29 protein-coding genes and 2 pseudogenes are annotated in these 25130 nt (G+C 50.4%); 6 read left to right on the top strand and 25 right to left on the bottom strand.

Translation table 11 applies throughout. From position 1 onward, the window contains the following. Window positions 1-113: 113 nt before the first annotated feature. Both H6F72_RS27105 and H6F72_RS27100 read left to right on the top strand, forming a co-directional pair. Window positions 114-263 carry a hypothetical protein gene (locus H6F72_RS27105; RefSeq protein WP_190442752.1) on the top strand — a complete coding sequence of 50 codons (150 nt, stop codon included), beginning with the start codon at window positions 114-116 and terminating at the stop codon, window positions 261-263. Between the two features lie 51 nt (window positions 264-314). Beyond that, window positions 315-530, top strand: a pseudogene (locus tag H6F72_RS27100) (transposase); the annotation flags it as partial. A 29-nt stretch (window positions 531-559) separates the two neighbouring features. On the opposite strand, the gene H6F72_RS27095 reads toward H6F72_RS27100, so the two are convergent. From H6F72_RS27095 to H6F72_RS27060, 8 genes are all read right to left on the bottom strand, one after another. Further along, window positions 560-1936, bottom strand: coding sequence for an NAD(P)/FAD-dependent oxidoreductase (locus tag H6F72_RS27095; RefSeq protein ID WP_190442748.1), 1377 nt, complete (start codon window positions 1934-1936; stop codon window positions 560-562). 59 nt (window positions 1937-1995) lie between these two features. Then, on the bottom strand, window positions 1996-3372 hold the full coding sequence (locus tag H6F72_RS27090) for an epoxide hydrolase family protein (RefSeq protein ID WP_199299347.1): 1377 nt from the start codon (window positions 3370-3372) through the stop codon (window positions 1996-1998). A gap of 52 nt (window positions 3373-3424) precedes the next feature. Continuing rightward, window positions 3425-4486 (bottom strand): alpha/beta fold hydrolase, encoded by a 1062-nt coding sequence (locus H6F72_RS27085; protein ID WP_199299346.1) that lies wholly within the window; start codon window positions 4484-4486, stop codon window positions 3425-3427. A gap of 2 nt (window positions 4487-4488) precedes the next feature. Then, a complete protein-coding gene (locus H6F72_RS27080) occupies window positions 4489-5085 on the bottom strand; it encodes a redoxin domain-containing protein (protein ID WP_190442746.1) in 597 nt (198 codons plus the stop codon). Window positions 5086-5144: 59 nt separating this feature from the next. After that, window positions 5145-6083 (bottom strand): NmrA family NAD(P)-binding protein, encoded by a 939-nt coding sequence (locus tag H6F72_RS27075; protein WP_190442744.1) that lies wholly within the window; start codon window positions 6081-6083, stop codon window positions 5145-5147. Window positions 6084-6144: 61 nt separating this feature from the next. Further along, on the bottom strand, window positions 6145-7236 hold the full coding sequence (locus H6F72_RS27070; RefSeq protein WP_190442742.1) for a thioredoxin family protein: 1092 nt from the start codon (window positions 7234-7236) through the stop codon (window positions 6145-6147). A gap of 87 nt (window positions 7237-7323) precedes the next feature. Beyond that, entirely contained in the window at window positions 7324-8679 is a 1356-nt protein-coding gene (locus H6F72_RS27065) for an epoxide hydrolase family protein (RefSeq protein ID WP_199299345.1), read from the bottom strand. A 166-nt stretch (window positions 8680-8845) separates the two neighbouring features. Next, entirely contained in the window at window positions 8846-9526 is a 681-nt protein-coding gene (locus H6F72_RS27060; protein WP_190442740.1) for a VOC family protein, read from the bottom strand. 45 nt (window positions 9527-9571) lie between these two features. Here H6F72_RS27060 and H6F72_RS27055 point away from each other — a divergent pair, with 45 nt between their 5' ends. Further along, the gene (locus tag H6F72_RS27055) at window positions 9572-9754 is read left to right on the top strand and encodes a hypothetical protein (protein WP_190442738.1); all 183 of its coding nucleotides are present in this window, start codon (window positions 9572-9574) and stop codon (window positions 9752-9754) included. A 103-nt stretch (window positions 9755-9857) separates the two neighbouring features. On the opposite strand, the gene H6F72_RS27050 is transcribed toward H6F72_RS27055, so the two are convergent. The 17 genes from H6F72_RS27050 to H6F72_RS29865 all read right to left on the bottom strand — a co-directional run bounded on the left by H6F72_RS27050 (window position 9858) and on the right by H6F72_RS29865 (window position 24115). Next, window positions 9858-10937 carry a nitronate monooxygenase family protein gene (locus H6F72_RS27050; RefSeq protein WP_190442736.1) on the bottom strand — a complete coding sequence of 360 codons (1080 nt, stop codon included), beginning with the start codon at window positions 10935-10937 and terminating at the stop codon, window positions 9858-9860. Between the two features lie 96 nt (window positions 10938-11033). After that, window positions 11034-11342, bottom strand: coding sequence for a Rho-binding antiterminator (locus tag H6F72_RS27045; protein WP_242017167.1), 309 nt, complete (start codon window positions 11340-11342; stop codon window positions 11034-11036). Window positions 11343-11437: 95 nt separating this feature from the next. Continuing rightward, window positions 11438-11767 (bottom strand): NIPSNAP family protein, encoded by a 330-nt coding sequence (locus tag H6F72_RS27040; protein WP_190442734.1) that lies wholly within the window; start codon window positions 11765-11767, stop codon window positions 11438-11440. 4 nt (window positions 11768-11771) lie between these two features. Beyond that, window positions 11772-12482, bottom strand: a complete 711-nt coding sequence (locus H6F72_RS27035) for an SDR family NAD(P)-dependent oxidoreductase (protein WP_190442732.1) — start codon at window positions 12480-12482, stop codon at window positions 11772-11774. A 52-nt stretch (window positions 12483-12534) separates the two neighbouring features. Continuing rightward, a complete protein-coding gene (locus H6F72_RS27030) occupies window positions 12535-13401 on the bottom strand; it encodes an oxidoreductase (RefSeq protein ID WP_190442730.1) in 867 nt (288 codons plus the stop codon). Window positions 13402-13712: 311 nt separating this feature from the next. After that, a complete protein-coding gene (locus H6F72_RS27025; RefSeq protein WP_190442728.1) occupies window positions 13713-14225 on the bottom strand; it encodes a DUF2721 domain-containing protein in 513 nt (170 codons plus the stop codon). A 113-nt stretch (window positions 14226-14338) separates the two neighbouring features. Next, on the bottom strand, window positions 14339-14731 hold the full coding sequence (locus tag H6F72_RS27020; protein WP_190442726.1) for a cupin domain-containing protein: 393 nt from the start codon (window positions 14729-14731) through the stop codon (window positions 14339-14341). A 249-nt stretch (window positions 14732-14980) separates the two neighbouring features. Then, a complete protein-coding gene (locus tag H6F72_RS27015) occupies window positions 14981-15730 on the bottom strand; it encodes an SDR family oxidoreductase (RefSeq protein ID WP_190442724.1) in 750 nt (249 codons plus the stop codon). A gap of 17 nt (window positions 15731-15747) precedes the next feature. After that, on the bottom strand, window positions 15748-16332 hold the full coding sequence (locus H6F72_RS27010) for an NADPH-dependent FMN reductase (RefSeq protein WP_190442722.1): 585 nt from the start codon (window positions 16330-16332) through the stop codon (window positions 15748-15750). Window positions 16333-16412: 80 nt separating this feature from the next. Further along, on the bottom strand, window positions 16413-17351 hold the full coding sequence (locus H6F72_RS27005) for an NAD(P)-dependent oxidoreductase (RefSeq protein WP_190442720.1): 939 nt from the start codon (window positions 17349-17351) through the stop codon (window positions 16413-16415). A gap of 61 nt (window positions 17352-17412) precedes the next feature. Next, window positions 17413-17880 (bottom strand): VOC family protein, encoded by a 468-nt coding sequence (locus H6F72_RS27000; protein ID WP_190442717.1) that lies wholly within the window; start codon window positions 17878-17880, stop codon window positions 17413-17415. A gap of 112 nt (window positions 17881-17992) precedes the next feature. Then, on the bottom strand, window positions 17993-18442 hold the full coding sequence (locus H6F72_RS26995; protein WP_190442715.1) for a cupin domain-containing protein: 450 nt from the start codon (window positions 18440-18442) through the stop codon (window positions 17993-17995). A gap of 74 nt (window positions 18443-18516) precedes the next feature. After that, window positions 18517-19080, bottom strand: a complete 564-nt coding sequence (locus H6F72_RS26990) for a DsbA family protein (RefSeq protein WP_190442713.1) — start codon at window positions 19078-19080, stop codon at window positions 18517-18519. A gap of 199 nt (window positions 19081-19279) precedes the next feature. Further along, window positions 19280-19909 (bottom strand): response regulator transcription factor, encoded by a 630-nt coding sequence (locus H6F72_RS26985; RefSeq protein ID WP_190442711.1) that lies wholly within the window; start codon window positions 19907-19909, stop codon window positions 19280-19282. An 8-nt stretch (window positions 19910-19917) separates the two neighbouring features. Beyond that, the gene (locus H6F72_RS29875; RefSeq protein ID WP_199299344.1) at window positions 19918-22458 is read right to left on the bottom strand and encodes a PAS domain-containing protein; all 2541 of its coding nucleotides are present in this window, start codon (window positions 22456-22458) and stop codon (window positions 19918-19920) included. A 131-nt stretch (window positions 22459-22589) separates the two neighbouring features. After that, entirely contained in the window at window positions 22590-23342 is a 753-nt protein-coding gene (locus tag H6F72_RS29870; protein WP_199299343.1) for a hypothetical protein, read from the bottom strand. 50 nt (window positions 23343-23392) lie between these two features. After that, window positions 23393-24115, bottom strand: coding sequence for a hypothetical protein (locus H6F72_RS29865; RefSeq protein ID WP_199299342.1), 723 nt, complete (start codon window positions 24113-24115; stop codon window positions 23393-23395). A gap of 126 nt (window positions 24116-24241) precedes the next feature. Here H6F72_RS29865 and H6F72_RS26975 point away from each other — a divergent pair, with 126 nt between their 5' ends. The 3 genes and pseudogenes from H6F72_RS26975 to H6F72_RS31265 form a co-directional block, all read left to right on the top strand. Beyond that, window positions 24242-24739, top strand: a complete 498-nt coding sequence (locus tag H6F72_RS26975; RefSeq protein WP_190442709.1) for a hypothetical protein — start codon at window positions 24242-24244, stop codon at window positions 24737-24739. A gap of 152 nt (window positions 24740-24891) precedes the next feature. Then, on the top strand, window positions 24892-25017 hold the full coding sequence (locus H6F72_RS30900) for a hypothetical protein (RefSeq protein ID WP_255527384.1): 126 nt from the start codon (window positions 24892-24894) through the stop codon (window positions 25015-25017). 12 nt (window positions 25018-25029) lie between these two features. Further along, a pseudogene (locus H6F72_RS31265) lies at window positions 25030-25130 on the top strand (transposase family protein); the annotation flags it as partial.

Here is a 25130-nt window from a genome sequence, read left to right as displayed (position 1 = left end):
TCGCCTACCAAAGCGGCAAGACCGTTTACCAGATCAAGCATGGGATGCTGTCAAACTACTTGATTGAGCAACTCAAGAACCCATCCGTTCAAATGTCCCTTGCGTAAGTCCTGATGACATCAAAATCCTCCTTCCTCACCCAGGCTCAACGAGCGCACCGTCGATTAACTTGGGTAGAACGTTGGGACAGAGATGCAGCGACTCATGCGGTCAGCCACTGGCAAGTGAGTCTGTTTGGCATTTCCTCAAACGTGCTGGATTAGCTGAAGGGCCTGAAACCTAGCCCTATCTTTACAATCTGAAGCTCGTTGCGCATCTCTTGGGATAACAATCAGGCGGAGCGAGACTTACGCATGATGAAATTGAGGCAGAAGATTTCGGGAGGCTTCCGCTCCATCAAGGGCGCTCAGATGTTTTGTCGCATTCGAGGCTATCTTTCCACCCTCAGAAAGCAAGGCATTGATGTGCTAGATGCGCTGAAACAAGTGTTTGCTGGAAACCCTCTTTTCCCTGTTCTTCAACCTGAGTAGTTACTTAGTCGTTATTAATTGCTCCTTTCCTACATATTGGGACAGGTTGGCATATCCTCTCCAAGGAGGAGCCTGGCGAGACTGGGCAGTGCTTCACCGTAGGTTGGGTGAATGTGAACCGATTGTTCGAGTACCTGCCACGTTGCTTTCGCTTCCATGAGTGACAAAAAGACATGCACGAGTTCAGCCGCTTCGTATCCAACCAGTGTTGCTCCTAAAATTAGATTTGTGTCGGTGTCGATGACCATGCGGTAGAAACCCAGATCGTGCCCCCACTCAATGCTACGGGCGATATGAGCCATTGGCAGGGTGACTTCGCAGGCAGCGATGCCCTGTTTCTGAGCTTGCTCTAACGTCATCCCTACTCGACCCACTTGCGGCTCTGTGTAGACGGCATAGCTTAGTACCCGATCGCTGCGTGTCCGATGTTCGCCACATAGAATGGCTTTCAAGCGACGATAGTCTTCCCATGACACATGGGTAAAAGCAGGTTGTTTGGCAACGTCTCCGATCGCATAAATGCCAGGGCAAGTTGTCTGAAACTGATCGTCGATTTTGATAAAACCCTGTTCATCTAGTTCAACACCTGTCACCGCAGAATTTAATAATTTAGTGTTCGGTGTGCGCCCGATCGCAATTAGCAATGCTTCCCCATCGAGCACTTCACCATTACTCAGCGCTAGGGTAAACACACCGTTGGTATAAGCGACCTGCTCAACGGTCACATTGAAATGCAGTCCGATTCCATCTTGCTTAAATGCATCTAATAGCACAGCACTGACATCGGGTTCTTCTTGAGCCAACAGGCGATCGCCCCGCACAATTAATTCGGTTTGGCTGCCTAAACGTGCCATTCCCTGCCCTAACTCCAGAGCAATGTAGCCACCGCCGACTACAAGCAACCGAGGTGGAATCTGCTGCAAATCAAAGAAATTTCGGTTGGTGAGATAAGGCGTTCCAGCTAAACCAGGAATGTCAGGAATACTAGAGGATGTTCCTGTATTGATGACGATGATTGGAGCCTGCACCGTCACACCTCCGCCGCTTACCGTCCGCTCTCCAGTGAAAGTGGCTTCAGCACAGACGACTCGAACCCCTGGACTTTCTAGCCTTCGTTTAGTGCCCTGGTTAAACTGGCTGCGAATGCCACGCACCCGCTCCATCACGACAGAAAAATCGACTTCAACCTGTGCGTGTATGCCTAGCTTTGCAGCTTGTCGAGCGCGACCTGCAGCATGGGCAGCGGCTAGGAAGGCTTTAGAAGGAGTACAGCCATAGTTTATGCAACTGCCGCCCAATGCATCGCGTTCAAATAGAACGACGTTCTTGCCTGCTTTGGCAAAGTCAGCCGCGAGTGGAACTCCCCCCTGACCGCTGCCAATCACAATCACATCTGCTGTTTCCATAGTTACCTCTGTTGATAGCGGGTCATTACAGTTTGTCGGGTGAATCAATTGGTTTTAACCTAACGCAGTGACTTGAACGCTGCGCGGATCTCCTCAGAGAAGAGCTGCGGTTCCTCCCAAGCCGCGAAGTGGCCACCCCTATCGGCCTCATGGAAGTAGATCAGGTTGCGATAGGCGCGCCGAGACCACGTCTCTGGAGCTCGATATATCTCCCCCGGAAATACCGTGATGGCAACTGGGAGCCAGATCTCAGCGGTCTTCTGTGCGATCGCGTTCAAGAGGCTAGTCTTGTTCTCCCAGTACAGCCGAGCTGACGAGACTGCGCTGTTTGTTAGCCAGTAGAGCGTGATGTCGTCCAGCACCTCGTCTTTCGTCGGGGACTTTGCGGAATCGCTGCTGCTTGTCCACTGGGTGAAGCCTGGATGCCCGAGCAGCCACGCCGCAAGTCCGATCGGCGAGTCCGTTATGCCATACCCGATTGTCTGCGGACGCGTGCCCATGATCACGGCGTAGGCCCGTTCTTTCTTATTGAAGGTGTCGAGTGAGTCGAACGCTGCCCGTTCCTTCTCGGATAGCCCTGCTGGTGCAGGTCCGCCGCTGGCGAGCACCGGGGCTACATCGGGCGGTATCGTTGCTGGCAAGTTGATGTGGATGCCGAGTAATCCTGCTGGTCCCTGGCGCGCCATCGCGCTAGTAATAGGAGAGCCCCAGTCACCGCCCTGAGCAACGTAGCGGGTGTACCCAAGGCGCCGCATTAGCTCCACCCAGGCTCGCGCAATGCGATCTGGGTCCCAACCAGTGCCCGTCGGCTTGCCGGAGAACCCGTAGCCAGGAATCGACGGGATGACCAAGTCAAAGGCGTCCTCCACCCGACCTCTGTAGGCCGTTGGGTCGGTCAATGGGCCAATGAGCTTTAGTTGTTCAATGACCGATCCGGGCCAGCCATGCGTGATGAGCAACGGCAAAGCGTTCGGATGTTTGGAGCGGACGTGGATAAAGTGAATGTCCAGACCGTCGATATTCGTGACGAACTGCGGTAAGGCATTCAGCTTCGCCTCGGCTTTCCGCCAGTCGTACTTCGTTCCCCAGTAGCGCCCCAGCTCTTTCATTGTCGCCAGTTGCACGCCCTGCGACTGGTCGGCGACCGTCTCCTTGTCAGGCCAGCGGGTGGCTGCAATGCGCCGGCGGAGGTCTTCGATCGCCTCCTGCGGAACGTGGACGCGAAAGGGGCGGATGGCGTTGTCTTGAGTTGCGATCGCCTCCCCCTCGACCTGAATTTGTGCGCCAGTCTGAGCGGATTGCTGTGCCAGCATGTGAATGGGCAGTGCCAGCAGCACCGTTGCTGCAAAGAGTACGACAAGAAGTCGCAAGAGCATGACGAAGGTACCTGTAGTGCGGGTTTTGTTTTTGTAATGTACTTTTTTCGGTTTGGTCATGTGTTTTCTCTTTGCTGCAAATGGTCCGTCCCGCGGCTCAGGCTAAACCCGATCAATAACCGTCAACTTCGACAACGGCATTGGCAAACTCCTGTGGCGCTTCTTGTGGCAAGTTGTGCCCGATGCCGCCTTTGATAGTGCGGTGCGAATATTTGCCCGAGAATTTCTTGGCATAGGAGCTGGGATCGGGATGCGGCGCGCCGTTGGCATCACTCTCCAGCGTGATGGTAGGTACGGTGATCATGGGGAATATGGCGAGTTGCTTCTCAAACTCGTCATACTTCGACTCGCCTTCGGCTAGTCCAAGCCGCCAGCGGTAGTTGTGGATGACGATGTCAACGTGATCCGGATTGTTGAAGGACGTGGCGCTGCGGTCGAACGTCGCGTCATCAAAGTTCCATTTTGGTGAGGCAAGTCGCCAGATCAGCTTGTTGAAATCGCGGCGGTATTTTTCATAACCCGCGCGCCCGCGTTCTGTCGCGAAATAAAATTGATACCACCATTGGAGTTCGGCCTGTGGCGGCAGCGGCATTCTATTGGCTTTAAAGCTGCCGATCAAATAGCCACTCACGGAAACAAGCGCCTTGCAGCGTTCGGGCCAGAGCGCTGCAACAATGTTGGCGGTGCGTGCGCCCCAATCATAACCAGCGATGACTGCCTTCTCGATCTTAAGCGCATCCATCAAAGCAATGATATCGAATGCAAGTGCTGACTGCTGTCCATTGCGAAACGTCTCGCTTGAAAGAAAGCGCGTCGTGCCATAACCGCGTAGGTACGGGATGATCACCCGGTATCCTGCTGACGCTAACAAAGGGGCGACATCGACATAGCTGTAAATATCGTAGGGCCATCCGTGCAGGAGGATGACCGGACGACCATTCGCGGGACCCGCTTCAGCGTATCCGACATTCAAGACATCCGCATCGATCTGCTTCAGTGAGCTGAATGACTTGTTTGTTCCCGACTTCATCATGGACAGAGCAGCTGGTTGTGTTTTGTTGGATTGGGCGATCGCAGAACCGAATCGGGCTAACTGTGTAGTCGCAATGGCCATGAGCGCAGTGCCCAAAAAGCGGCGGCGCTGACGGTTGATTTTTTCGGGCATTGATTCCATTTCTAATCCTGTTCGCCGATCGATTGGGCATAGGTTTTGCCGTACGGATAGAAGAGTTCCTTGCGGTCCTGCTGCCATGCCGCTTTCAGTTCAGGTGTGGTGATGTCCCAGTCCGGTCGGCATTTCTTGAGAACGGCGCGCAAATCCTGGCGCAGCTCTTCCACAGTGGGTCGCCCAAAGAACCAGTAGCCCATGTAGATCTTGTAAACGACGAGACCAGGCTCGAGGACGATCGTGTAGGGGATCATGGGATTGTGGAGAGGGTCTGTGTATTCGGCGATGTCGAGGTCTTTTTGGATTTTGCGTCCCGCGTCGGAGAGGAAAGGCCAGTGGGCACCGACGCCACTGCGATATTCATTCGTCTCCGTGATGTTGTCGGTGCTAATCGTGACCAGACGGCAATAGCCAACCTCGATCTCACGATGGAGTTGAACTAGCCCTTCAGCCTGTTGGCGATCCTTTGGGCAGTACCCTCCGCGGCTGAGGACGAGAACCATCGGATGTTGTCCTTGCAGCTCGGAGATCTTCCGACGTTTCGCGGTGTGGTCGGGCAGTTCGTAGTCGGGAAAGACTGCCCCTGGAACAATGTCAGAGCGCATTCAAAAACTCCTTTCTGGTTGGAATTGATAACCTCAGTAAGAGGAACCGACAAAGCCCCTCAAGCCGTGACTTGACTCCGCGTAAATTCAGCAGCGTGCAATTTCACGAAGTCGTACATGCTCGTTGGCGTCTTGCCAGTGAGCTTGAATAGGTCGTCCGTCATGCGGTCGTACCGCCCCTGCGCGTGAAGTTCGGCCATCACCGCGAGGTGTTTGACGAGGTGTGTTGGCACCCCCAACTGACGAAGCGTATCAACCCACGCGGAGAGCGGCACGTCACGATAGCGGATTGGTCGTCCGAGTGCCTCGGAAAAGACGCGCGCGTAGTGGTTCAGATCAGCCGACTCAAATCCGGTCAGATTGTAAACCTGATCAATGTGCGAGGTAGGGTCGTCTAGGATCACGGAAACGGCGTGCGCTACATCAACCGCCGAGATCGGTGAGCTCTTGCTGTTACCTAGCGGCAGCGCCAGTTCGTCATTGTCCCGGACGCCAGCAGCGGCGAGACGCAGGAAGAAGCTCTCAAGAAAGACCGTCGGACGCACTGTTACGACTGGTAACCCCGACCACGCCAATGCCTGTTCTGCAAGCCAGTGTAGCTTGTGTTGCGGGCTGTCAGTGGTCTCGGTGATGCTCATTTGCATTACCGTCATCTGCGACATATTTACGAAAGCCTTGACCCCGTGGTGGCGCGCCACCGCAGCGACGTTGACCGTGGCTTCGAGATAAGCCGCCGAAACCGACATGCCGAAATAGATGCGCCCAACCCCTGCGATCGCCCGGTGCATCGAAGCAAGATCAGTCAGGTCACCTTGCACAACCTCGGCTCCAAGTTGGCGTAGAGCTTCACCGCGTTCATCTTCCCGCCGGACCAGGGCGCGCACCTTGTGCCCCTTGGCAATCAGCATTGCGGTGAGGTTGCGGCCAATTGCACCAATATCGCCAGCTGCTCCAGTCACGAGGATTGGGCTGTCATGTGTAGATTCTTCCATCGTCATATCATTGACCTTGCGTTCCCCTTCTTGTCGCTCGTTGCGAATGCGTATCTATTTGTGTAGATCAACCAAATGTGAACGCAAACGCCTCCACCCCAGCATCCAGAAATTCGATCTCGAACTGGCGATCGCTGATGGGCTTTGGCTGTCTGACCAATTGGTACAACCGCTGTTCGGTAACCGTGCCTTCCCCTCTCTCATCGACATCAAGCCCGCGAACCGCGACTGCTGGCTGCCCGTCTATGAGCACACGAAACCGCACGGACGTTCCTCGCTCAGCTGGACCCATGACGAGATGCAGGTCGCGGGCGTGGAAGCGATACGCAATCCGCCCGCCGGACTGGTTCAGTACAATGGCTTGTCTGCCGATGGTCCATTCGCCCGAAAGTGCCCATTGATTAAGTCTCAATTGCACGGGGGCGGTATATAAATGAGGCTTGTTTAACTCCGCGCGACCGGGAGAGGCAAAATTCTCCGTTCTTTCGTAGCCGAGGTAGTTTTCAGGGGATTTCAGGCTGTTCCAATCGGCGGCAGCCTCGAAACCGCGAGCGTTAACTTTGACCATTTCCTGACCGACCCGACCCGTTCCAGACTCAGACAGGAGCTGTTGAATGACCTGTTCCGATCGCTCGTATTCTCCCTCGCCGAAGTGATGATGACGAATGCGTCCTTGCGTATCTATAAAATAAAGGGCGGGCCAATAACGGTTCTCGAACGCGCGCCACACCGCATAATCGTTGTCCACGGCGATCGCATAGTCAATTCTGATTTCCGTCAACGCTCGGCGGACATTACTGATATCCTTCTCAAATTCAAACTCTGGCGTATGTACACCAATGACGACTAGTCCCTGATCTTGATACTTCTCGGCCCACGCGCGTACATAAGGGAGTTGGCGCAGCCAATTGATGCAGGTATAAGTGCAGAAGTTGATCAGCACGACTTTTCCACGCAGTTCGTCAACTGTTAAGGGCTGCGAATTGAGCCACGCGATCGCGCCGACCAGGGACGGTAGTTCACCTTCAATCGGTAACTTAGCCGTTGCTGACGTAGCATGTTGTGTGGTGCAGCCGCTCATGCCCAGCTGGATGGCAGCAATAGTTTTAATCATGGTTGTTAAAAAGTAGCGGCGATTATGATTGATTTTTTTGAACATGCACTGACCTCCCTGTCGTTGCGTTCGGATAGGTCCAGTGGAATTAGAGAGCCTCGACAGTTGCACTGATAAGGATATTTTTCATAATTAACGCAGCGATCGGAACCCCGCCCTAATTTCCTGAACAAAAATCATTGGCTGCTCCCACGCCGCAAAATGGCCCCCTTTGTCAAGCTGGTTGTAATAAATGAGATTGGGATACGCCCGCTCGGTCCAGCTCCGTGGAGCCTCATATTGCTCACCAGGGAAGACGCTCACCGCCACTGGAATGGAGACGCCTTTGGTGTTGAAAAAGCCACCCTTGTATTCCCAATAGAGACGGGACGCCGAGACCCCCGTGTTCGTCAGCCAATAAAGCGTGATGTTGTCGAGGATCTCGTCGCGGGTCAGTTCGCCTGTGGCGCTGGTTGTCCGGTTGAGGGCCTCGACGACTGCTGCTGCCGGCTGACCGCCAGCATCATTGTGATCAAGAAGCCAAGCGGCCAGTCCAACAGGTGAATCTGCAATTCCGTACAAGGTTTGCGGACGCGACGCCATCAATTTGGCGTAGTCGACTTGCTTGAACGTTCTGACTAGCTGCTCATAGGCACGCTGTTCGTCAGCCGAGAGACCCAATGGCGCTGGGCTGCCCGCTAGGAGCGCTTTGTCAACATCAGCTGGAACAGTAGCAGGCATGTTGGTGTGGATGGCAAGCAATCCTGTAGGTGCCTGCAAACCCATCTGATCGACGACAAACGCGCCCCAGTCGCCACCCTGAGCGACGTAGCGGGTGTATCCCAGCCGTTTCATCAACACGTCCCAGGCACTTGCCATGCGCTCGACGCCCCAACCAGTAGTGGTCGGTTTGCCAGAGAAGCCGTAGCCAGGCATCGACGGAACCACCACATGGAAAGCGTCTGATGCACTTCCTCCATAGGCTGTGGGATTGATCAGTGGATCGATAATCTTGAGCTGCTCGATGATTGATCCGGGCCATCCGTGCGTGACGATGAGCGGCAACGCGTTTTCGTGTCTCGAACGAGCATGAATGAAATGAATGTCTAGTCCATCAATCTCGGTGATGAAGTGTGGCAATGTGTTTAACTTTGCCTCGACTTTGCGCCAGTTGTAATCTGTCGCCCAATGGCGCGCGAGTTTTTGCATTGTCGCGAGCGGTAGGCCCTGCGACAGGTCAGTGACAGTCTCCTTTTCGGGCCATTGCGTCGCTGTGATGCGGCGACGAAGGTTGACGAGTGCTGCTTCCGACATGTTGATACGGAAGGGGCGAATTGCGGTTGTGTCGGTAGACTGCGAGGTTCCGGGTTGAGTTGTGGGGGTCTCCTTTGGTTTTGTTGGGCTCGATTGGGCGATCGCAGGACTGAATCGACCGAGCTGTGTAGTCGCAATGGTCATAGCCGCAATGCCCAAAAAGCGGCGGCGTTGATGGTTGATTTCTTTAAACATTGATCTCTAATTGGATTTAACTGAGGTTATGAATTGCCTGTCCACATGACTTAGCTGTGATAATGGGGCGAGTTCTGGCTTTAAGTTCCGTTGCTCACCCCATCGCTTAATGCAGCAAGGAAAAGGTCGTCCAAAACTCGCTCTAATAGCTACCAGTCCGACCGCATCATTTGGAAAGAACAGGTAAAATGTCCTCCATGTAACGATCAGCGGTGACGGCTGCCTCTTCTGGACTGCTGCCATTCTGACGCGCACTTAGATAGGGCGCATACCAGTCCCACCAGTTATGCTCGCCGTGAGTCTTCTCGTAGTAATCATGGCGCTCTGCCGTCTCGTGGAGAAGGTTTGCCAGGGTGGCAACGTCTGCTTGTGGGGAGTCCCATAAACGACCAGGAAGCCGTGTTGTGATTTCCTGGAGCAACCAGAGGTTCCCGTCTGGGTCCTCGAAGGAGGCAAAGGAGAAGTAGGAACGACCTTCTGGATCGCGTCCGCTGACGCGCGGGTTCTCCACAGCGTTGTTGAAGGGTCCGCCAGCGTAGTGGAAAATCTCGCTCACATCGACACCGCGATCGCTCAAGTCTTTACGGGCGGCGTCGAGGTCATCCACTGCGAGAACCAGATTTTGTGCCGAGCCAGAATTGTTTGGAGTGACTCCCTTGCCGAAGATGATTGAGGCATCCGAGTTGGGCGGTGTCACATGCACGTTGCGGTAGCCGCCCGCCGCGATGTCGATGTCGAGTCGCCAGCCAAGATTCTCGTAGAATGCCTTCGTGCGATCCACGTCAGAAACGGTGAATACCACAACTTCGAGTTTCATGTTTGGACGGTTTACTTGATTGCTACTCATCTTGTTCTCCTTTTGGTTAGTTCTTGGTTAATAAGGTTGTTCAGATTGGTTACATTTCATTCTTCTGCGATCGCCTTTGGCGGGTCAGGCGCTCCAGCCCAATGCAAACCACCGAATTTTTTTGAGTTGAAACGCGACTTAAATGTCTGTCCTTCTTTCAACATCTTCAACATCCAAATGAATTTAGCTTTGGTGTTCCAAGGGGTGGAATTGTACGGTGAAGGCTAATTCCTGTAATAGCGATAAGACTCTCACCCTCAGCAACAACGTAATTGGCGGCCTACTGCAAACGGTTGCTCAGAGATAGACTTTGGTCTGAACTTTTAATTTATTATTTGAGCTGTAACGAAGCAGTGACAGCTTGAACTTCTTGTATGATTTTTCCGATTAGCTCACCTGCTGAGAGAGCTTCGGTTAATACTGCTCCCTGTCCTGCCCACATACTGACAAAATCTGGAATTGATTGTTGAGCAGAAGCCTGACGCAAAACCTGCCCTATAGACATCTGCGCCGGGAATGGCAGCACTTTATCCTTGTTGTTTTCCATTTCATGGATAAATCGATTTCGGATAGCTCTAGCGGGCTTGCCGGAAAATATTTCAGTAATCACTGTGTCTTCGTCCTGACACTTGAGGACTGCCTGCCGATAGACTTCTGAGATGTTGTTTTCAGGGCAGGCGAGAAAGGCAGTCCCCATCTGTACCCCGCTTGCCCCCAGTGCAAATGCCGCAACAATTCCACGAGCATCCATGATTCCGCCCGCCGCCACGACCGGAACCGAGACCGCATCAGCTATCTGTGGCACTAACGCAGCTGTTCCAATCAATTCGTGTTCATAAGGTACTGCAAAGGTGCCGCGATGACCTCCAGCTTCAAAGCCCTGAGCAATGATGACATCGACTCCTGCTTCGACGAGCGCTTTTGCTTCACGGACGGTGGTCGCGGTTGCTAATACAATTGAGCCGATCGCATGTATCTCACGAATTGCTTCAATGGGCGCAGGACCAAAATGGAAACTAAAAACAGGGATTTTCTCCTCAAGCAGAACAGCAAATTGATCTCTGAATGGTCCGAGTATCGGGATTGGTTCGGGCACAGGTCCGGCGTTTAGTTCGTTGTGCCATTTTGTTAATAGCTCAGACATCGGGGTTTGCTGCTCAGGCATCAGTTGATATGCTTCAACGGCTGGAGCAAACAAATTTACTGCAAAGGGTTGTTCTGTCAGCTCTCGAATTTGCCTGATAATGGAGCGAAGGTTAGCTGGTGGGGTGGCCGCCCCGCCATACGAGCCCAGACCTCCTGCATTAGAAACAGCTGCAACTAACTCAGGTGTAGAAGCGCCAGCCATCGGAGCCTGAATGATGGGATGCGCGATCTTGAGTAGATCTATCAGCTCCGTCTTAGGCCACATAAATACCTCTCACATGCCTTACCAGTTGCATAGGAACCTCCAGAAACTTGCTAGAGAGTACGACAATGCCTTGTCATTGATGGACAACGAGATAATTTAGTAGTTTGTAAAGGAGACGGGCTTGCCATCTACTGAAATCAAGCGATCGAGGCGAATTTCAGTTCCATCTTGCAACTTAAGGAATTCGCTTTTGTTGGCAGTATAGAGGTTGATAATTTTGCTTTCTATACTGGCTGCTTCACCAGTTTCTGTGCGATAGCGGATCGTACAAATCCGATGTAAGGTAGCGAGTGCTTCTAGCTCGTCGTAAAAACTACAGCTAACCGCTTGATACAGGTTTGCAGAGGCATCAGAACAGCCTGTATCGACAATGGTGTCTTGAGTTGAATCTTGGTTCAGTTTCATGACTAGTTCTCGACCGATGATGTAAGTAAGTGAGCAGAAAAAATAGTGCATTCTCTTTTTAGATTGATGAGCTTGCTCGTCAATCGCCCTACCACTTACTTCACCGAGGAAAAGGTGGTCGGTGCTAGCAACTCGTTGCGGATGTTCTGCACGAGGGGACCGTTCTTCTCGCTTTCGGCCTTGGTCGCAATCCATTCAGGGTCAGCGAGAAATGCGTTCCAGCGCTCCTCACGCTCAGCTACACTGTCCCAGGCAAGCAGGTAGGTAAGCTGGTTACTCTCGCTCTCGCCGATTAGCGTTGTCCAGAATCCAGCCTGACGGATGCCATGCTTTTCCCAAATCTGTAACGTGTGATTCTGGAAGCGCGACAGCAGCGCGGGTAGTCGTCCGGGCATGGAGTGATAAATGCGTAATTCGTAGATCATGCCTCTAATGCCCCGCACTCTGACCACCATCCACGTGAAGGATTTCGCCCGTTACAAAGTTGGCAGATTCGAGGTAGAGGATCGCATCAACGATGTCAGAGATTTCGCCCATCCGATCGATTGGGTGCATGGCAGCGAGCTGTGCATGGGTCTCGGCAGGATGCATTGGCGTCTTGATGTTACCCAACGCGATCGCGTTCACCCGGATACCGCGCTTGGCATACTCGATCGCCAGTGATCGGGTCGCAGCATTCAGTCCACCCTTCGTCAGTGATGCGAGTACAGAGGGTACGCCAGCGATCGGGTTGTCAACCAGACTCGTTGAGATCTGCACAACATGACCGCTACCCTGCTTCTCCATCTCGGCGATCGCGAGTTGCGTCATGTGAAAGAATCCAGTGATGTTGGTACCCAGGTAAGCTGCGTAGTCTGCCTCGGTGTACTCGGTGAACGGCTTGGCAATGAAGATGCCAGCGTTGTTGACCAGTGTGTCAATGCGCCCAAATCGGGTCACGCCTTCGATGATTGCACGCTCGGCAGTTTTTCGATCCGCGATGTCACCTGACACTGAGAGAATCTCATCATCGTTTGATGGCTGAATTGAGCGTGAGATCGCAATCACCCGATAGTTGCGATCGCGGTATGCCTTAACTAGGGCTGCACCGATGCCCTGCGATGCGCCAGTAATCACAGCAACTTTCTGTTCAGTGCTCATGTAAAACTCCTTTGGAAATGATGTTTGAATAGTGATGTGTAAATGTTGCAGGTCAGGCGATGGTCGAAGCTGTGATGCGCTGGTCATGGTCGGTGCTAGTCGCGACTAGCAGCCATGCTTCGATTTCCTGAGCCAATTTTGCGGCGTTGCTCTGGCACATCGCAATCGCGTCTTTCCCGACGAGCAAATGCAGTGGCGGACGTTCTGTATTGGCGAGTTGAAGAATCACCTGAGCAAATTTTTTTGGATCTCCGGGTTGGTTGCCGTGTAGCGCATCAGCTCCGCTGCGGATCGGTCCTACTGTTGCCTGATAATCAGCAATAATGGTTTTAGCGGCAACATAAGATTCAGTGCTTAGGAAGTCAGTCGTAAAAAGACCGGGAGCCACTGCGGTGACATGGATGCCAAGCGGTGTCAGTTCCGCTGCTAGCCCTTTCGAGATACCTTCGACCGCAAATTTAGTGGACCCGTACAATCCCCAGCCCGGAACCACATCGTGGCCAAACAAAGACGAGATATTGATCACCCGCCCGGATTTCCGCTGGCGCAGATAGGGTAACACCGCACGAGTCACATTCAGTAAACCAAACACATTGGTGTCATACTGTTTGCGAACTTCGGCATCCGTGGCTTCTTCGATCGCCGTGACCATGCCATATCCGGCGTTGTTGACTAAGATATCAACCCGCTCGAAACGGGCTATACCCTGCCTGACAGCCGCTTGTACTTGGTCTTCTTGGGTGACATCCATCTGCACAACATGCAGATCCGGGTGGTTTTGAAGGGCAGTGGTGAGTTGTGCGGGATTACTGCGAACCGTCCCTACCACGCGATCGCCCGCTGCTAAGGCTGCTCTGGCAATTTCTAACCCAAAGCCCCTGGAAGCTCCGGTAATTAACCATACTTTCTGCGTTTTCATCGTGTGTCCTTGTTTAAGGGGTTGTCTAGTATGTTGGCTTTAGGTCGGTGAGCTTGCTGCCCATTTCGGTTAATTTCATGCTTCTGCGATCGCTCAATCCAACCACTCAAGTTCTTTGAGTTAAAACGCGACTTAATCATTCGGATTGGAGAAAGCAGTAAGAGGCGAAGTCGTTATACCTGATAGGCTTCAGGTGAGCTGCAGGATGAAGTAATTCTGGATTGCCCTGTTCACAAACATAAAGTTGAGTGATAGCGGCAACGGTGATGTTGCTATCATCCGACTCACTGAAATTGCCAGAACTTCCTAGTTCAATTTCCTACCAGTTTAGTGTGTTGGTGGCGGCACAGGCGGCAAGTACGATGCACTTCTAATTGAATAGAATAGTGAGATGTGCGAAGCTCGTAGGCAATCAAAACCATTCCCCCAAATAGAACGGTAACTCCACTGAGAAAGACTATCAGTGCCATCTGTGCTAGCCAATTAACATTAGTGGCAACTGCTATGGAAATGACCAACATATCCAGCATAAAGACTAGGATAGAAGTATAAGTAAGAACAAGGGCATCATGCACGAAATGATGGTGTCTCAGGAGATCCCTCAGCAGGGATTCAAGTTCTTGTACCTTCTGAGCCTTATGCCCATTGGGAGCTAGATCCGACTCCTGCAAGTTGCTCAGTTCTTGGTTGACGGCATGTAGGCGATCGCCGAGGGAACCGTACCGAACAATCAAGCCGTTTACCACGATGGCACAAGTCGTGATTGTGACGACAGGGGCAATGATCAGGTTAATTGTCTTTGTCACTTCCTCAATTGACGACATAATGCCACACTCCCTTAGATAAGGCGTCAACCCTATCTCTATTTGATTTCGGCGGACTCGAATTCAGTGACTAATACCGCCCTCAGTAGTAAAAATTCTTGCAATTTTGCGTCTTACTCTTTGTCGTTTATGACCAAGTTCTGTTCATTGGTATTGGCGACAAGCACTGCTAGGAGGCGTGCGGATTCAGTATCACTGGCATTGGCGCTGACACGATGATGATCGCCAGGTAATTCAAAAAAGTTTTCACCAGCGTGATATACCTGCTCTGGATTATCATTGATTTTGCTCCGAACCGCACCTTCCAGAACTGTTGCATAGATGAAAGCTGAGGCTGCATGGGTGTGAGGGATCGACGAGACACCTGGCGCATATTCGACCACCTGGACTTTCATGCTCTTGCCAGGGACATTGGGAAGGGCATGGTCGAAGACCAACGTTACCTTTTCACCCAACACGGTTGAAGCTGCGAATACGGGGAGAGTTATGAATAGGGAGAGTGCCATGAATAAGGAGAGAGTTATGAATACAACTTTATGAAAAAATCTAGTCAACACTTCTGCTCTCCTTGTGTGAATACAAACGTGAATACAAGCTGGTGGATATCAATTCATCTGATGTGCTTTTATGCTGAACCAGCCGATCGCTGGTTAAATCTGTAAGTGTTGAGCTTTGTAAAACTCAGCAGTTGCGGGATGTTGGACTTTGTGTCTTCAACTCAACTGATGTCAGCATTAAATTCTCATTGCTGATCTTTAAGCGATCGAGCGGTTGAGCCAGTTCTCGAAGTGCGTCGGGCCGATGCGCGAGTTGCCCTGAGGAACGAGTTGATCGTTCAACGCTGCACCAAAGTAACGGGCGTGACTGTCTACAACCACTTGGCGTGAGTCGTGAGTTGTACTCAGGAATTGGCGGATGATCTCCTCGAAATGGAACCGATCGGGACCCGCTAAGTCGATAATGCCGTTTACTGGCGCTCCCAGTGTGATATCAACCAGCGTGTCAACAACGTCATCTGACCAGATGGGCTGGATAAAGGCAGAGGGCAAGTGAACTGTTTGCCCATCAGTGGGAAATTGAGAGATGATCGTCTCGATGAACTCAAAGAACTGCGTAGCGCGGACGATTGTATAGGGGATTGCTGCGGACTGGATCAACTTTTCCTGAGCGACTTTCGCACGCATATAGCCGCTATCCGGGATGCGATCGGCCCCGACGATTGATACCATAACGTGATGAGTCACACTCGCGTCTGCCTCTGCTGCTAACAGGTTCCGGGTTGACTTCTCGAAGAACTCCAGCACCGCCGCATCTTCAAAGGAGGGTGAATTCGTCACATCGACAACAACTTGAGCACCTACCAGCACATCAGCCAATCCCTCGCCTGTAACAGCGTTGACACCTGAAGAAGGGGACGCTGCGATCGCCTCATGTCCAAGCTCCTGTAGCTTGCTCACAAGCTTCTTGCCAATCAGCCCACTGCCACCAATAACAACAATTCTCATGGCAAAACCTCTAATAATTAGATAGGGGAATTGAGTTTGGCAGTCACCGTTGCGAGTTTGCTACCAAGTTGCAGGATACTTGTCTGTTGAACTTCATCCTTCAAATTGCCATTCTCATTAAACGCTTGATAAGCGATGCTAATTGCCTGCTGATCGGGCAACACCAAAACCCCAATGTTGCCAAGAATGGAACGGACATGAACTAAGCCTCGTAAGCCTCCCAACGCTCCAGGAGAAGCACTCATTAACACCGCAACCTTGCCTGCGAAACATTCCAATGGAAGTTCGCCCGGTTCAGAACGCGATGCCCAATCAATCGCATTTTTCAGCAGTGGGGTGATCGAACTGTTGTATTCTGGGCAGGCAATGAGGAAACCCTGATGCGCTTTCATCAAAGCCTTGAGCTTGAGGACATTCTCTGGCAGTCCCTCAGCCTCTTCCAAATCCCCATCATAGAGCGGTATGGGCAGATCGCGGAAATCCAGGTAGGTTACCTCTGCACCTGCGGCTTTCGCTCCTTCAAGGGCGACTTTCACCAGTTTTTTGTTGATAGAATCTTGGCGAGCACTCCCGGCAAACGCGAGAATTTTGGCAGTGGTCATGAGTTTCTCCTTTCTAGTTTTCTCGTGATAAGTCTATGCTGGTTGAGTTTTGAGCCATCCGCAGTGAGTTGTGAAAACTGTTAACTGGCATGAGATACGGCGGTGCTAACCATCCATTCCAACGGTCGCGGTTGAAAATTTAGTTCGCGTTTTGCCTTGGCATTCGAGGCACCTCGCATCTGAGTCTGGTAGTAAACAATGTCCGAACCTCCCTCTAGGTTCAAAGCATCCTCAATGGATACCCGTGGTGGGAGTGGAGCATTCAGCGATCGCGCAAATGCAGGCAGCCAGTCGCGCACCGCCAAAGGCTGATCATCCACAATCAGATAAACACCAGAATTGCCCTGCTCTGCGGCTGCAACCGTGGCGATCGCGGCATCCTCGATGTGTAACCACGACCAGACGCCATCACCATTGCCGACAATTGGAAACTGTTGCTGCCGTATCTGTTGTGCTACATCACCATCCGGGTTGAACCAAGTGCCAGGTCCGTAGAAGAAACCATAGCGTAAGGCAATTCCTTCGAGATTGGATTCCAACAAACGGTATTCAATCTCAGTGACGAGGCGAGCATCGGCGGCAACGGCGGGGGAAGCATCCAGCGATAACGGTGTTTCCTCATCTGCCAATCCAGCACCAGGAATTCCCCAGAAGGCAACCGACTGTCTCAGGTAACGGCGCACCCCTACTGCTTGTGCTGCCGCCAGCACATTGGTACCCCCCTCTAACCGAATCCGCGTATTCAGAGGCCCTGCTGCACTCATTGATTCGCGGCTGTAAGTCCTAGGTAGAGCGGTGAGTTGTTCAATCACCACCTCTGGTTGAGCTTGGGCGATCGCCGCTTTAACTGCATCTGGGTCGAATACATCTGCGATCGCAGGTTCTACTCCCTGTGCTACTAACGACTGTGCTCTTTCTGAAGAACGGGTCAGAGCTACAACGTTGTGTCCTTTGGTAAGTAATTGGTCGAGTAGCGGACGACCGATCGCTCCTGTTCCCCCAGCAACAAAAATCTTCATTTGTGACTCCTGCAAAACTTGTCGCCTAGTACGGCACTAAATTGCGTTGATAGCGGAAGTGTTACCGTCCAGGAAGCCGCACCTTGACCTCTTGGAGTATCCAACCGTTGCCGTCTGGATCACTGAACGAGGCGTAGGAGGCATAGTCACGACGTTCTGGATCGGGACCTGGTACCCGCCCCTCGGTTCCGGCGTGGTGGAAGATCCCGCCGATGTCGTGAAATATGTCACTCACCTCCACACCCCGCTCAACCAGTTCGGCGCGGGCGGCCTCAATGTCGTAAACAATGAGGTACAGACCCTGAACTGACCCTGGCTCGGCTAAAGACACTCCTTTACCAAAGATGATTGAGCATTCCGATCCAGGAGGAGTCAATTGCACCACCCGGAAGCCATTCTCGCCAGGAAAGTCGGCATCCAGTCGCCATCCCAACGTTTTATAGAAGTCTATGGAGCGATCGACATCGGCAACGGGGATCACCACAATTTCGAGTTTCATGTTTTGGCTGCTTACAGTATTGCTAGTCATTTTGTTCTCCTTTAAGTTGGTAAATTTGATGTTTAGATTGGTTGCTTTTCATGCTTCTGCGATCGCGATTAAGCAAACCACTGAAGCTCTTTGAGTTAAGACAATAAAGTTGCTATATCCTCGTCGCAACGGCAGGTAAAGTTCCGGGCGGACCTAAAATTTCATCCCCGATTTCAGCACTAATGCGCTCGAATAGAGCCATATCCGATGCTGCTGTTTCATCCTGGGTTCCCACTGCTTCAATCAGCCGAGCAAAGGCACTGGGGGCAGCAATGACTAATCCGCGCGCTGGCTGTTCGCTGAGTGCGGCAACAACATGAGTGGTGCCGATAGGAATGAAGAAACTTTCACCTGCGCCTAACACGACCTTGTGCTCATCTGCCCAGACCGTGAACTCACCTTCCAGTACATAAAGTTGTTCGGAGTAACGGGTGTGGCGATGGGGAGGAGTCTGTGAACCCGGTGGAAAATAGCCTTCAATCAGATCGTATTGACCTCCGGTTGTAGTGTGATCGGCAACGATGCTGAGACAAGAACCAAAAAGCCAGAAAGATTGTGTCATGAGATGAAGACCTTTGGGATAACTGTGTCAACCAATGCAGCTTCTATGCGACTGAGGCTAGCTGCACATAACAATCAAAAACGTTGATTAGTTGCTGCTACAAGAGCTGCTATCAATTGCTCAATAGTCCAACGCTCGCAGTAACGAATCCCATTCACAAAGAAAGCTGGTGCAGCTTCTACCCCACTGCGATATCCACCCTGAATGTCTGCAATGATGTGACCGACATAAGCTCCTTTGGATAAGTCTTGCAAAAATCGAGAAATGTCAAGTCCCAGACGATTTGCATATTCCACGAGGTATCCATTCTCTAAGGCTTGTTGATGGATAAAGAGCATCTCATGCATCTGCCAAAACTGACCTTGAACTGCCGCTGCTTCCGCTGCTTCCGCTGCCCGCTGAGCATGAGGATGAATCTGTATTTGGGGGAAATGACGAAAGATAAAGCACACATCATTCTCCTCGAAAGGGCTTAACTGCTGTTGAGCAGCTTTAATCAACCGATAGGTCTTTGCACTTTGAAAACATTCATAGTCCCCATACAGGATGAGTACAACACTGGCACTTAGCACACCTTGAATGTGATCCTGAACTGAAGGTGGGGCAAATAAGGAATGATGCTCGCAATCGCTAGCCATATTTCAGACCTGCCAAGCAAACTTAAACTCTGCAACTTAATTGCTGTTAGCGTTTGCATGAACCCAATATAGGGAGTTGGCTCCTACATGTCGCCCACTAGAAGTTCATAATTTCGTGCAACATAAGATGGATGAAGTAATCTACCTAAGGTAGTAGCTTCTCTCCAACTAAAGTATGAATCTAGGCCTTAACTCAAGCCTATAAACTAACAAGCCCACGTTTAACCGCAACAATGACGGCTTGCGTGCGATCGCTCACTCCCAGCTTGCTCAAAATCCGAGTCACATGCGACTTGACAGTGCTCTCACCAATCTTGAGAGCAATTCCAATATCTTGATTACTCAATCCCTGCGCCATTAAACGGAGCACTTCTAGCTCTCGTGCACTGAGTATCGGATTATTCATCCTCTCTACCAGCTTACTTGCCACAGCCGAAGAAACATACTGTTGACCGCTGTGAACGATGCGAATCGCATTCAAAAGTTCATTTGGCTTTGCATCTTTAAGCAGATAGCCCTGCGCACCCGCCTGCAATCCTCGATAAATATCTTCATCGCCATTATAGGTGGTCAGCACAATAATTCGAGCTGACTTAAATTCAGCACAAATCGCAGTAATAGCTTCAACCCCTGCCATTCTTGGCATGCGTAAATCCATGAGGGTGACATCAGGCTGATGTTCACGGTATTGGGCGATCGCCTGTTGTCCATCCTCCGCTTGAGCAACCACTGTCATTTCTGGATCGTAGTTAATGATGTTAGTCAATCCTTCTGTAACGAGGGAGTGATCATCAACAATCAGAACCCGAATTTTAGTGGATTGACTCATGATGAGTTTCACTCCCGATTGACAATGACAACAATTTCTGTTCCTTGTCCAGGTTGGCTTTGAATCGATAGGTGTGCACCAATTCGTTCTGCTCGCTCGCTCATTCCCAACAAACCAAAGCCACCTAGTGATGAAATGCTTCCAACCCCAAAGCCCTGTCCATCATCTTGAACGCGCAGAAAACATTGAGCATCGTCATACACTAGCTCAACCAGAATTTTACTAGCATTGGCGTATTTGATCGCGTTTGTTAAGGCTTCCTGTCCAATCCGTAGTAAGTGATTTTCCACCTCGGTCGGTAGAGAGTAAACTACGCCCTTGCTTTCGTAGATTAAAGTCGTTTTAGTAGTTGACTGCATTTGAATTACGAGGCGCTGCAGGGCACTCTGTAAAGTACTCGCTTCTAAAAGTTGAGGACGGAGTGCTACCACTGAGCGACGCGCTTCAGCCAGCCCAGTTCGAGCTAATTCATCAATCTTTTCCAGCCTTTCTAGATATATTTGAGCAGATCCCGAATCATCTGCCAGCATTTGTGTTACAGATCCGACATGAAGCAAAATGCCTGTAAAAGCCTGTGCCAATGTATCGTGAATTTCTCGCGCCATGCGGTTGCGTTCTTCTAAAACGGAAGCCTCCTCAGCACGTTTGCGTTCACGTAGTGCAGCCTCTCGCCGTTCGCTAATGTCAAGAATGACTCCTAACATTTGCACAGGCTGTCCGGTTGTGTCGTAAATGCCTCGACCTCTGGCAACTAACCAATGAATGCTGCCATCTGGATAAATGACTCGATATTCTGCTTCAAAATCGGTATGGGTTTCTAGGGCTGTCTCAATGGCTTGCTCAACTCGATCAATATCTTCTGGATGAACACGATCGCGCCATGCCTGATAGCTACTCTCAACTTCATTGGGAACTAATCCCAGCAATCGCACATGATTGTCGTCCCAGTCCACTGTGTTCTCAGTAATCTTCCAGTTCCAACTGCCAATGTAGCTGAAGTCCATTGTCAACCTGCGTTGTTCTTCACTCTGTCGTAAGGCAGTCTCTATTCGCTGGCGCTCTTCAATCTCCTGAGAGAGCAGCACAGTTCGCTCAGCAACCTGTTGTTCCAAGGTACGGTTGTAGTCAGCAAGTAGTTGCTCAGCTTTTTTGCGTTCGGTAATGTCTTGAAAGGTGGCGATCGCATAAGCCACATTCCCCTGCTCATCAAATACTGGAGTGCCCCATCCCTCCACTGGAATTCTTCTATGTTGGTGGAGAATTTCCATATCATCAATTCTGGTATATTCGCCACTCAGTGCTCGAACAATTGGTAAGTTCTCGTTTGGATAGATTTGGTTCGTTCCCGACACATACAGTTGATAAACCTCCGCGATTTGATCGGGTGGGGCAGAAGGATCAACGCCTTTTCCCATCAATTGAATGCCTCGTTGATTGACATAGTAAGGGCGACCCGTTGCATCCAATACTGCAACGCCCACTGGAATCGCTTCTAAGAACTGCGCTAATTGACTTTTGCTTGTGCGTTGCTCGGAGTATAATTTGGCATTCTCGATCGCAATTGCTGCTTGAGCAGATAGTAGGCTTAAAAGTTGCGATCGCTCTGGTGAAAATACTCCAGTTGCCAACTGATTTTCTAAATACAACATGCCCACAAGCTTGGTTTGGTTCAGCAGTGGTAAACACAAAACCGATTGCGTTTGATGGCGTTGAATATAGGGATCATTGATGAAATGACCTTCACGGGTAGCATCATTGAGAATGACCGATTCATGAGTCCGAATTACATACTGAATAATGGATTCAGGTAAACAATTCGTCATTGGAATAGATTGCAGCACTCGCGTTGCACAGACCTGTGCACCCTCACTAAGTTCACAAGTCGCTTCGATCTTCCATTCTCCTGAATCTTCTAAAAGTAGACATCCGGTTTGCGCGCCAGCATTTTCAATTAGACTCTGCATCAAAGAATGAAGTAATCGTTCTAGTTCAATCTCGCTTGAAATCGCTTGCGATGCTTTCATCACCGCTGCTAAATCGATAGCAACCTGTGAGGTGTTAGAAGTAGTTCCAGCAGTGGTGGGAACTGTCACAGGAGCCACATTTAGCGACTGAGGAAAAAACTGTGGATAGCAAGTCTCTAAATCTTTGGCTTTTGCAGTTGCTCCCCAGCGTTCATAGCAGTAGTGCGCTTCTTTCATGTAAAGCTGGGCAATTTTCTCTCTGCCTCGCGCTAGATAGTGCTTTGCAGCTAATTCATAGGCTAATGCTTCTTCTTGAATATATTCATTCTCCCTAGCCCCTCGAATCGCTTGTTCGTAAAACTCTTCTGCCTCAAACAACTGACCCAAAACTCGCGCTTTCTCTGCCTCAACTAGATAAAATTTATGTAGATGATTCATTGGAGCCTGATGCGCCCATATTTGCATCTTTTCTTGGTTGCTTGTCACCTTGAGAAGTAGGTGTTTTTGTTCTGAACGACGAACAAGTGGATGTACTGCTAGCCGTGCCAAAGAATCGTAGAAATGTAGCATGGGGTCGTTATCCACCCAGTTGCTCCATCCAAATACTGTTCGGCTTGGGCTGCATTTTCCACTGCTTGAGTAAACTGCCTAAACAGATAATAGAGGATAAGCTTGTGAATATAAAAGATGTGGAGTCCAGTTCTATCATTTGCGGCTTAACTAAGCGGTAGTAATGTCTCCTCATTGTAAGCAACACCTTGTAAACGGCAAGGATTTTCTACCTGTCCCAGTAAGTTCAGAACTACCTGCCGATGAGTTTGGCACCAAGTCAAGACTGTTTCTTGCTTGAGTCGAGCTATGGTATTACTAATGGTCTTTATCTCCGGTTCCAACTCCATCAGTTCCGGACCATTGAAATAGGAATATAGACATTTATTGTGTACAGCGTAGCCACCCCATTCTAAATCTCCGTTTTCTATTGCGTTTTCATACGATGCCTGGAAAAGCGCAATGGTTTCTCTGATATGAATTTTTCCATGAAGTATGGTTGCTGCAACTAAATTAAAAGTCCTATAGTTGATTGAGTCAGCATTTAACTGTTCCACTAGACTTAAAGCTAAAGAACCAAATTGATAAGCCGACTCGATATCTTGGAGTACCCCATTTAAGATTGTTCCGTAACTAGCATATACAAAGGCAGAGAACGAAACATTGCCATGGTTGATAGATAAATTCACCTGTTCGCATACAGTCAGCAGCAACAATGCTGGTGCTGCTATAAAGGTCGCAGAAAATAAACTTGATAATAACCTTATGGCTGCTAGCTTTTTAGCATCTTTCATGACAGGTAAATTACTCAAGTCCTCTATGTTCTTTCCATGCCAAGCAGCTTTTGTTTTCTCCAGTCGCTGCTGGATATCCAACTGTGTAGGCGACTCTGGTAAAGCTACACCCAGTAATTTCAACACTTGTAGTCCAATCTTAACGGCTTCGAGTAGTTTTTTTGTGCTATGCAGGTTTAAATTTTGACCTCATAGACTTTCACTTTGTCCAAAATAATCTTTGCTTGTTGTAGAACAATTCCTGCCCAGTATTCCACCTGCTCAAACTCGCCACACAAATATGCAACTTCCGTGGTTTCTGAATATAGCTCCAAGGTCAGCTCATAATTTATTTGCCAACTAGAAGCTGCCAGCCATTCCAGCCATTCTCTACCTGTAGCTAAATACTTTGTCGCTACCGTATAGGCGATCGCTGCTTTTGCCTTCTGACCTGCTTGCAAATTCAATTTGGCAATCTCATTTCGTTCTGCTTGATCAGTGGCTAGAGCAATCCCATGATTGAGATGATCAATAATTTCAAATAGTCGTTCTGTTGTCCGCTCTAGCGAAATTTTTTCAAGTAAATTACGACCGATTTGCAGATGTACCCCTTGTTTCTGCGACTCATCGATCAGAGCATAGGCAGCTTGCTGGACACGATCGTGCAAGAACTTATACTCTTGAACTAACAGGTTCTCGTCTAGCTCAGAGATGGGTTGAATGAGCCCCGCTTGGATAGCTGCTAGCAAATCCTGAAAGACTGTTTTAGGCGATTGCTTAAGGACGGTTCCTTCGGAGTTGGGCTCTGCACTGAACGCTAACGCCTCCAAATCAAATTCAGCTCCGATGCAGGCGACTAATTGAAGTAGTTGCTGAGTGTTTTCTGGCAGTTTTCTCAACTTGAGCAGCAGCAATTCCACAACGTTGTCGGTGATATTTTGAGCCCTAATTTGAGCAATATTTCACTGCCAGCTTCGCTATTCGAAGGCTCGCAACGCCAACTAGCAAAGCGCTTCAAGGTCAGCTTATCCTTTGGCAGAGACTTGATGCGACACTATCGCGCAACAGGAACGGTGCAACCCAAACCTCATGGAGGAGGAGCCGTTGCCAAGTTGGGTCAGGAGCACTTACCCATCGTTACAGCCTTAGTCCAGGCTCAACCCGATGCCCTTTTGACAGAGCTCTGTGAGCGCTTTTGCCAACAAACTGGGATAGAGGTAAGTATATCGACGATGCAACGGGCTGTGTCTCAGCTCAAGTTAAGCGTTAAAAAAACTCTGGTTGCCGCTGAGCCAGAGACTCAACGGGTCAAGGATTTGCGCTTTGCTTATCGGTTGTGGAGTTTGACAATCGACCCACGCAATCTGGTCTGCATGGATGAAACTGGCATTCATTTGGTGATGACACGCTTGTATGGTCGTGCTCCCATTGGGGAGCGCTTGTATGACAGTGAGGCTCCAGGGTATCGAGGCAAGAATATTTCGTTGATTGGTGGCATGAGTAGAGATTCTGATACCTCGACTGTGGGTAGGAGCAATCATTAGACATCCTGCATGAATGGGAAAGGGTGTGCCAGTGGGCGGTCGTAGGGAAGAAAAGGACGCTAAATTTTGAATAAGTATGAGTTCCAAAAGCAGCGATGCAGTACCAGGAGTTAGAGCATTTATCCAATCGAGAGTTCAAGCGCTAGTGCGGGGTGAGCCGTGGCGCTTTCCATGAGATGGTCGAGGTGGTACGTCCCTCCCTAGATCGCCAAGGTCGCCGAGGGGGACAAGCGAAGCTGAGTGTTGAAGACCAGGTACTAGTGGCCTTGGCATACTGACGAGAGTATCGCAGCCAATTTCACATCGCGGTGAGTTGGGGATTGCATGAAACCACCGTCGGACGCATTGTGAAAAAAGTGGAAGATTTGCTGATCAAGAGTGGCAAGTTTCG

The organism is Trichocoleus sp. FACHB-46 (assembly GCF_014695385.1).
Classification (GTDB): domain Bacteria; phylum Cyanobacteriota; class Cyanobacteriia; order FACHB-46; family FACHB-46; genus Trichocoleus.
Note: the sequence above shows the minus strand (reverse complement) of the source record. Positions and strands in the feature narration are given on the sequence as shown.

Bases quoted from the DNA above. Each gene is read 5' to 3' on its own strand.
- H6F72_RS27105 (WP_190442752.1), top strand. From the start codon at position 114: ATGACATCAAAATCCTCCTTCCTCACCCAGGCTCAACGAGCGCACCGT.
- H6F72_RS27095 (WP_190442748.1), bottom strand. From the start codon at position 1,936: ATGGAAACAGCAGATGTGATTGTGATTGGCAGCGGTCAGGGGGGAGTT.
- H6F72_RS27090 (WP_199299347.1), bottom strand. From the start codon at position 3,372: ATGACCAAACCGAAAAAAGTACATTACAAAAACAAAACCCGCACTACA.
- H6F72_RS27085 (WP_199299346.1), bottom strand. From the start codon at position 4,486: ATGGAATCAATGCCCGAAAAAATCAACCGTCAGCGCCGCCGCTTTTTG.
- H6F72_RS27080 (WP_190442746.1), bottom strand. From the start codon at position 5,085: ATGCGCTCTGACATTGTTCCAGGGGCAGTCTTTCCCGACTACGAACTG.
- H6F72_RS27075 (WP_190442744.1), bottom strand. From the start codon at position 6,083: ATGACGATGGAAGAATCTACACATGACAGCCCAATCCTCGTGACTGGA.
- H6F72_RS27070 (WP_190442742.1), bottom strand. From the start codon at position 7,236: ATGTTCAAAAAAATCAATCATAATCGCCGCTACTTTTTAACAACCATG.
- H6F72_RS27065 (WP_199299345.1), bottom strand. From the start codon at position 8,679: ATGTTTAAAGAAATCAACCATCAACGCCGCCGCTTTTTGGGCATTGCG.
- H6F72_RS27060 (WP_190442740.1), bottom strand. From the start codon at position 9,526: ATGAGTAGCAATCAAGTAAACCGTCCAAACATGAAACTCGAAGTTGTG.
- H6F72_RS27050 (WP_190442736.1), bottom strand. From the start codon at position 10,937: ATGTGGCCTAAGACGGAGCTGATAGATCTACTCAAGATCGCGCATCCC.
- H6F72_RS27045 (WP_242017167.1), bottom strand. From the start codon at position 11,342: ATGAAACTGAACCAAGATTCAACTCAAGACACCATTGTCGATACAGGC.
- H6F72_RS27040 (WP_190442734.1), bottom strand. From the start codon at position 11,767: ATGATCTACGAATTACGCATTTATCACTCCATGCCCGGACGACTACCC.
- H6F72_RS27035 (WP_190442732.1), bottom strand. From the start codon at position 12,482: ATGAGCACTGAACAGAAAGTTGCTGTGATTACTGGCGCATCGCAGGGC.
- H6F72_RS27030 (WP_190442730.1), bottom strand. From the start codon at position 13,401: ATGAAAACGCAGAAAGTATGGTTAATTACCGGAGCTTCCAGGGGCTTT.
- H6F72_RS27025 (WP_190442728.1), bottom strand. From the start codon at position 14,225: ATGTCGTCAATTGAGGAAGTGACAAAGACAATTAACCTGATCATTGCC.
- H6F72_RS27020 (WP_190442726.1), bottom strand. From the start codon at position 14,731: ATGGCACTCTCCCTATTCATAACTCTCCCCGTATTCGCAGCTTCAACC.
- H6F72_RS27015 (WP_190442724.1), bottom strand. From the start codon at position 15,730: ATGAGAATTGTTGTTATTGGTGGCAGTGGGCTGATTGGCAAGAAGCTT.
- H6F72_RS27010 (WP_190442722.1), bottom strand. From the start codon at position 16,332: ATGACCACTGCCAAAATTCTCGCGTTTGCCGGGAGTGCTCGCCAAGAT.
- H6F72_RS27005 (WP_190442720.1), bottom strand. From the start codon at position 17,351: ATGAAGATTTTTGTTGCTGGGGGAACAGGAGCGATCGGTCGTCCGCTA.
- H6F72_RS27000 (WP_190442717.1), bottom strand. From the start codon at position 17,880: ATGACTAGCAATACTGTAAGCAGCCAAAACATGAAACTCGAAATTGTG.
- H6F72_RS26995 (WP_190442715.1), bottom strand. From the start codon at position 18,442: ATGACACAATCTTTCTGGCTTTTTGGTTCTTGTCTCAGCATCGTTGCC.
- H6F72_RS26990 (WP_190442713.1), bottom strand. From the start codon at position 19,080: ATGGCTAGCGATTGCGAGCATCATTCCTTATTTGCCCCACCTTCAGTT.
- H6F72_RS26985 (WP_190442711.1), bottom strand. From the start codon at position 19,909: ATGAGTCAATCCACTAAAATTCGGGTTCTGATTGTTGATGATCACTCC.
- H6F72_RS26975 (WP_190442709.1), top strand. From the start codon at position 24,242: ATGCGACACTATCGCGCAACAGGAACGGTGCAACCCAAACCTCATGGA.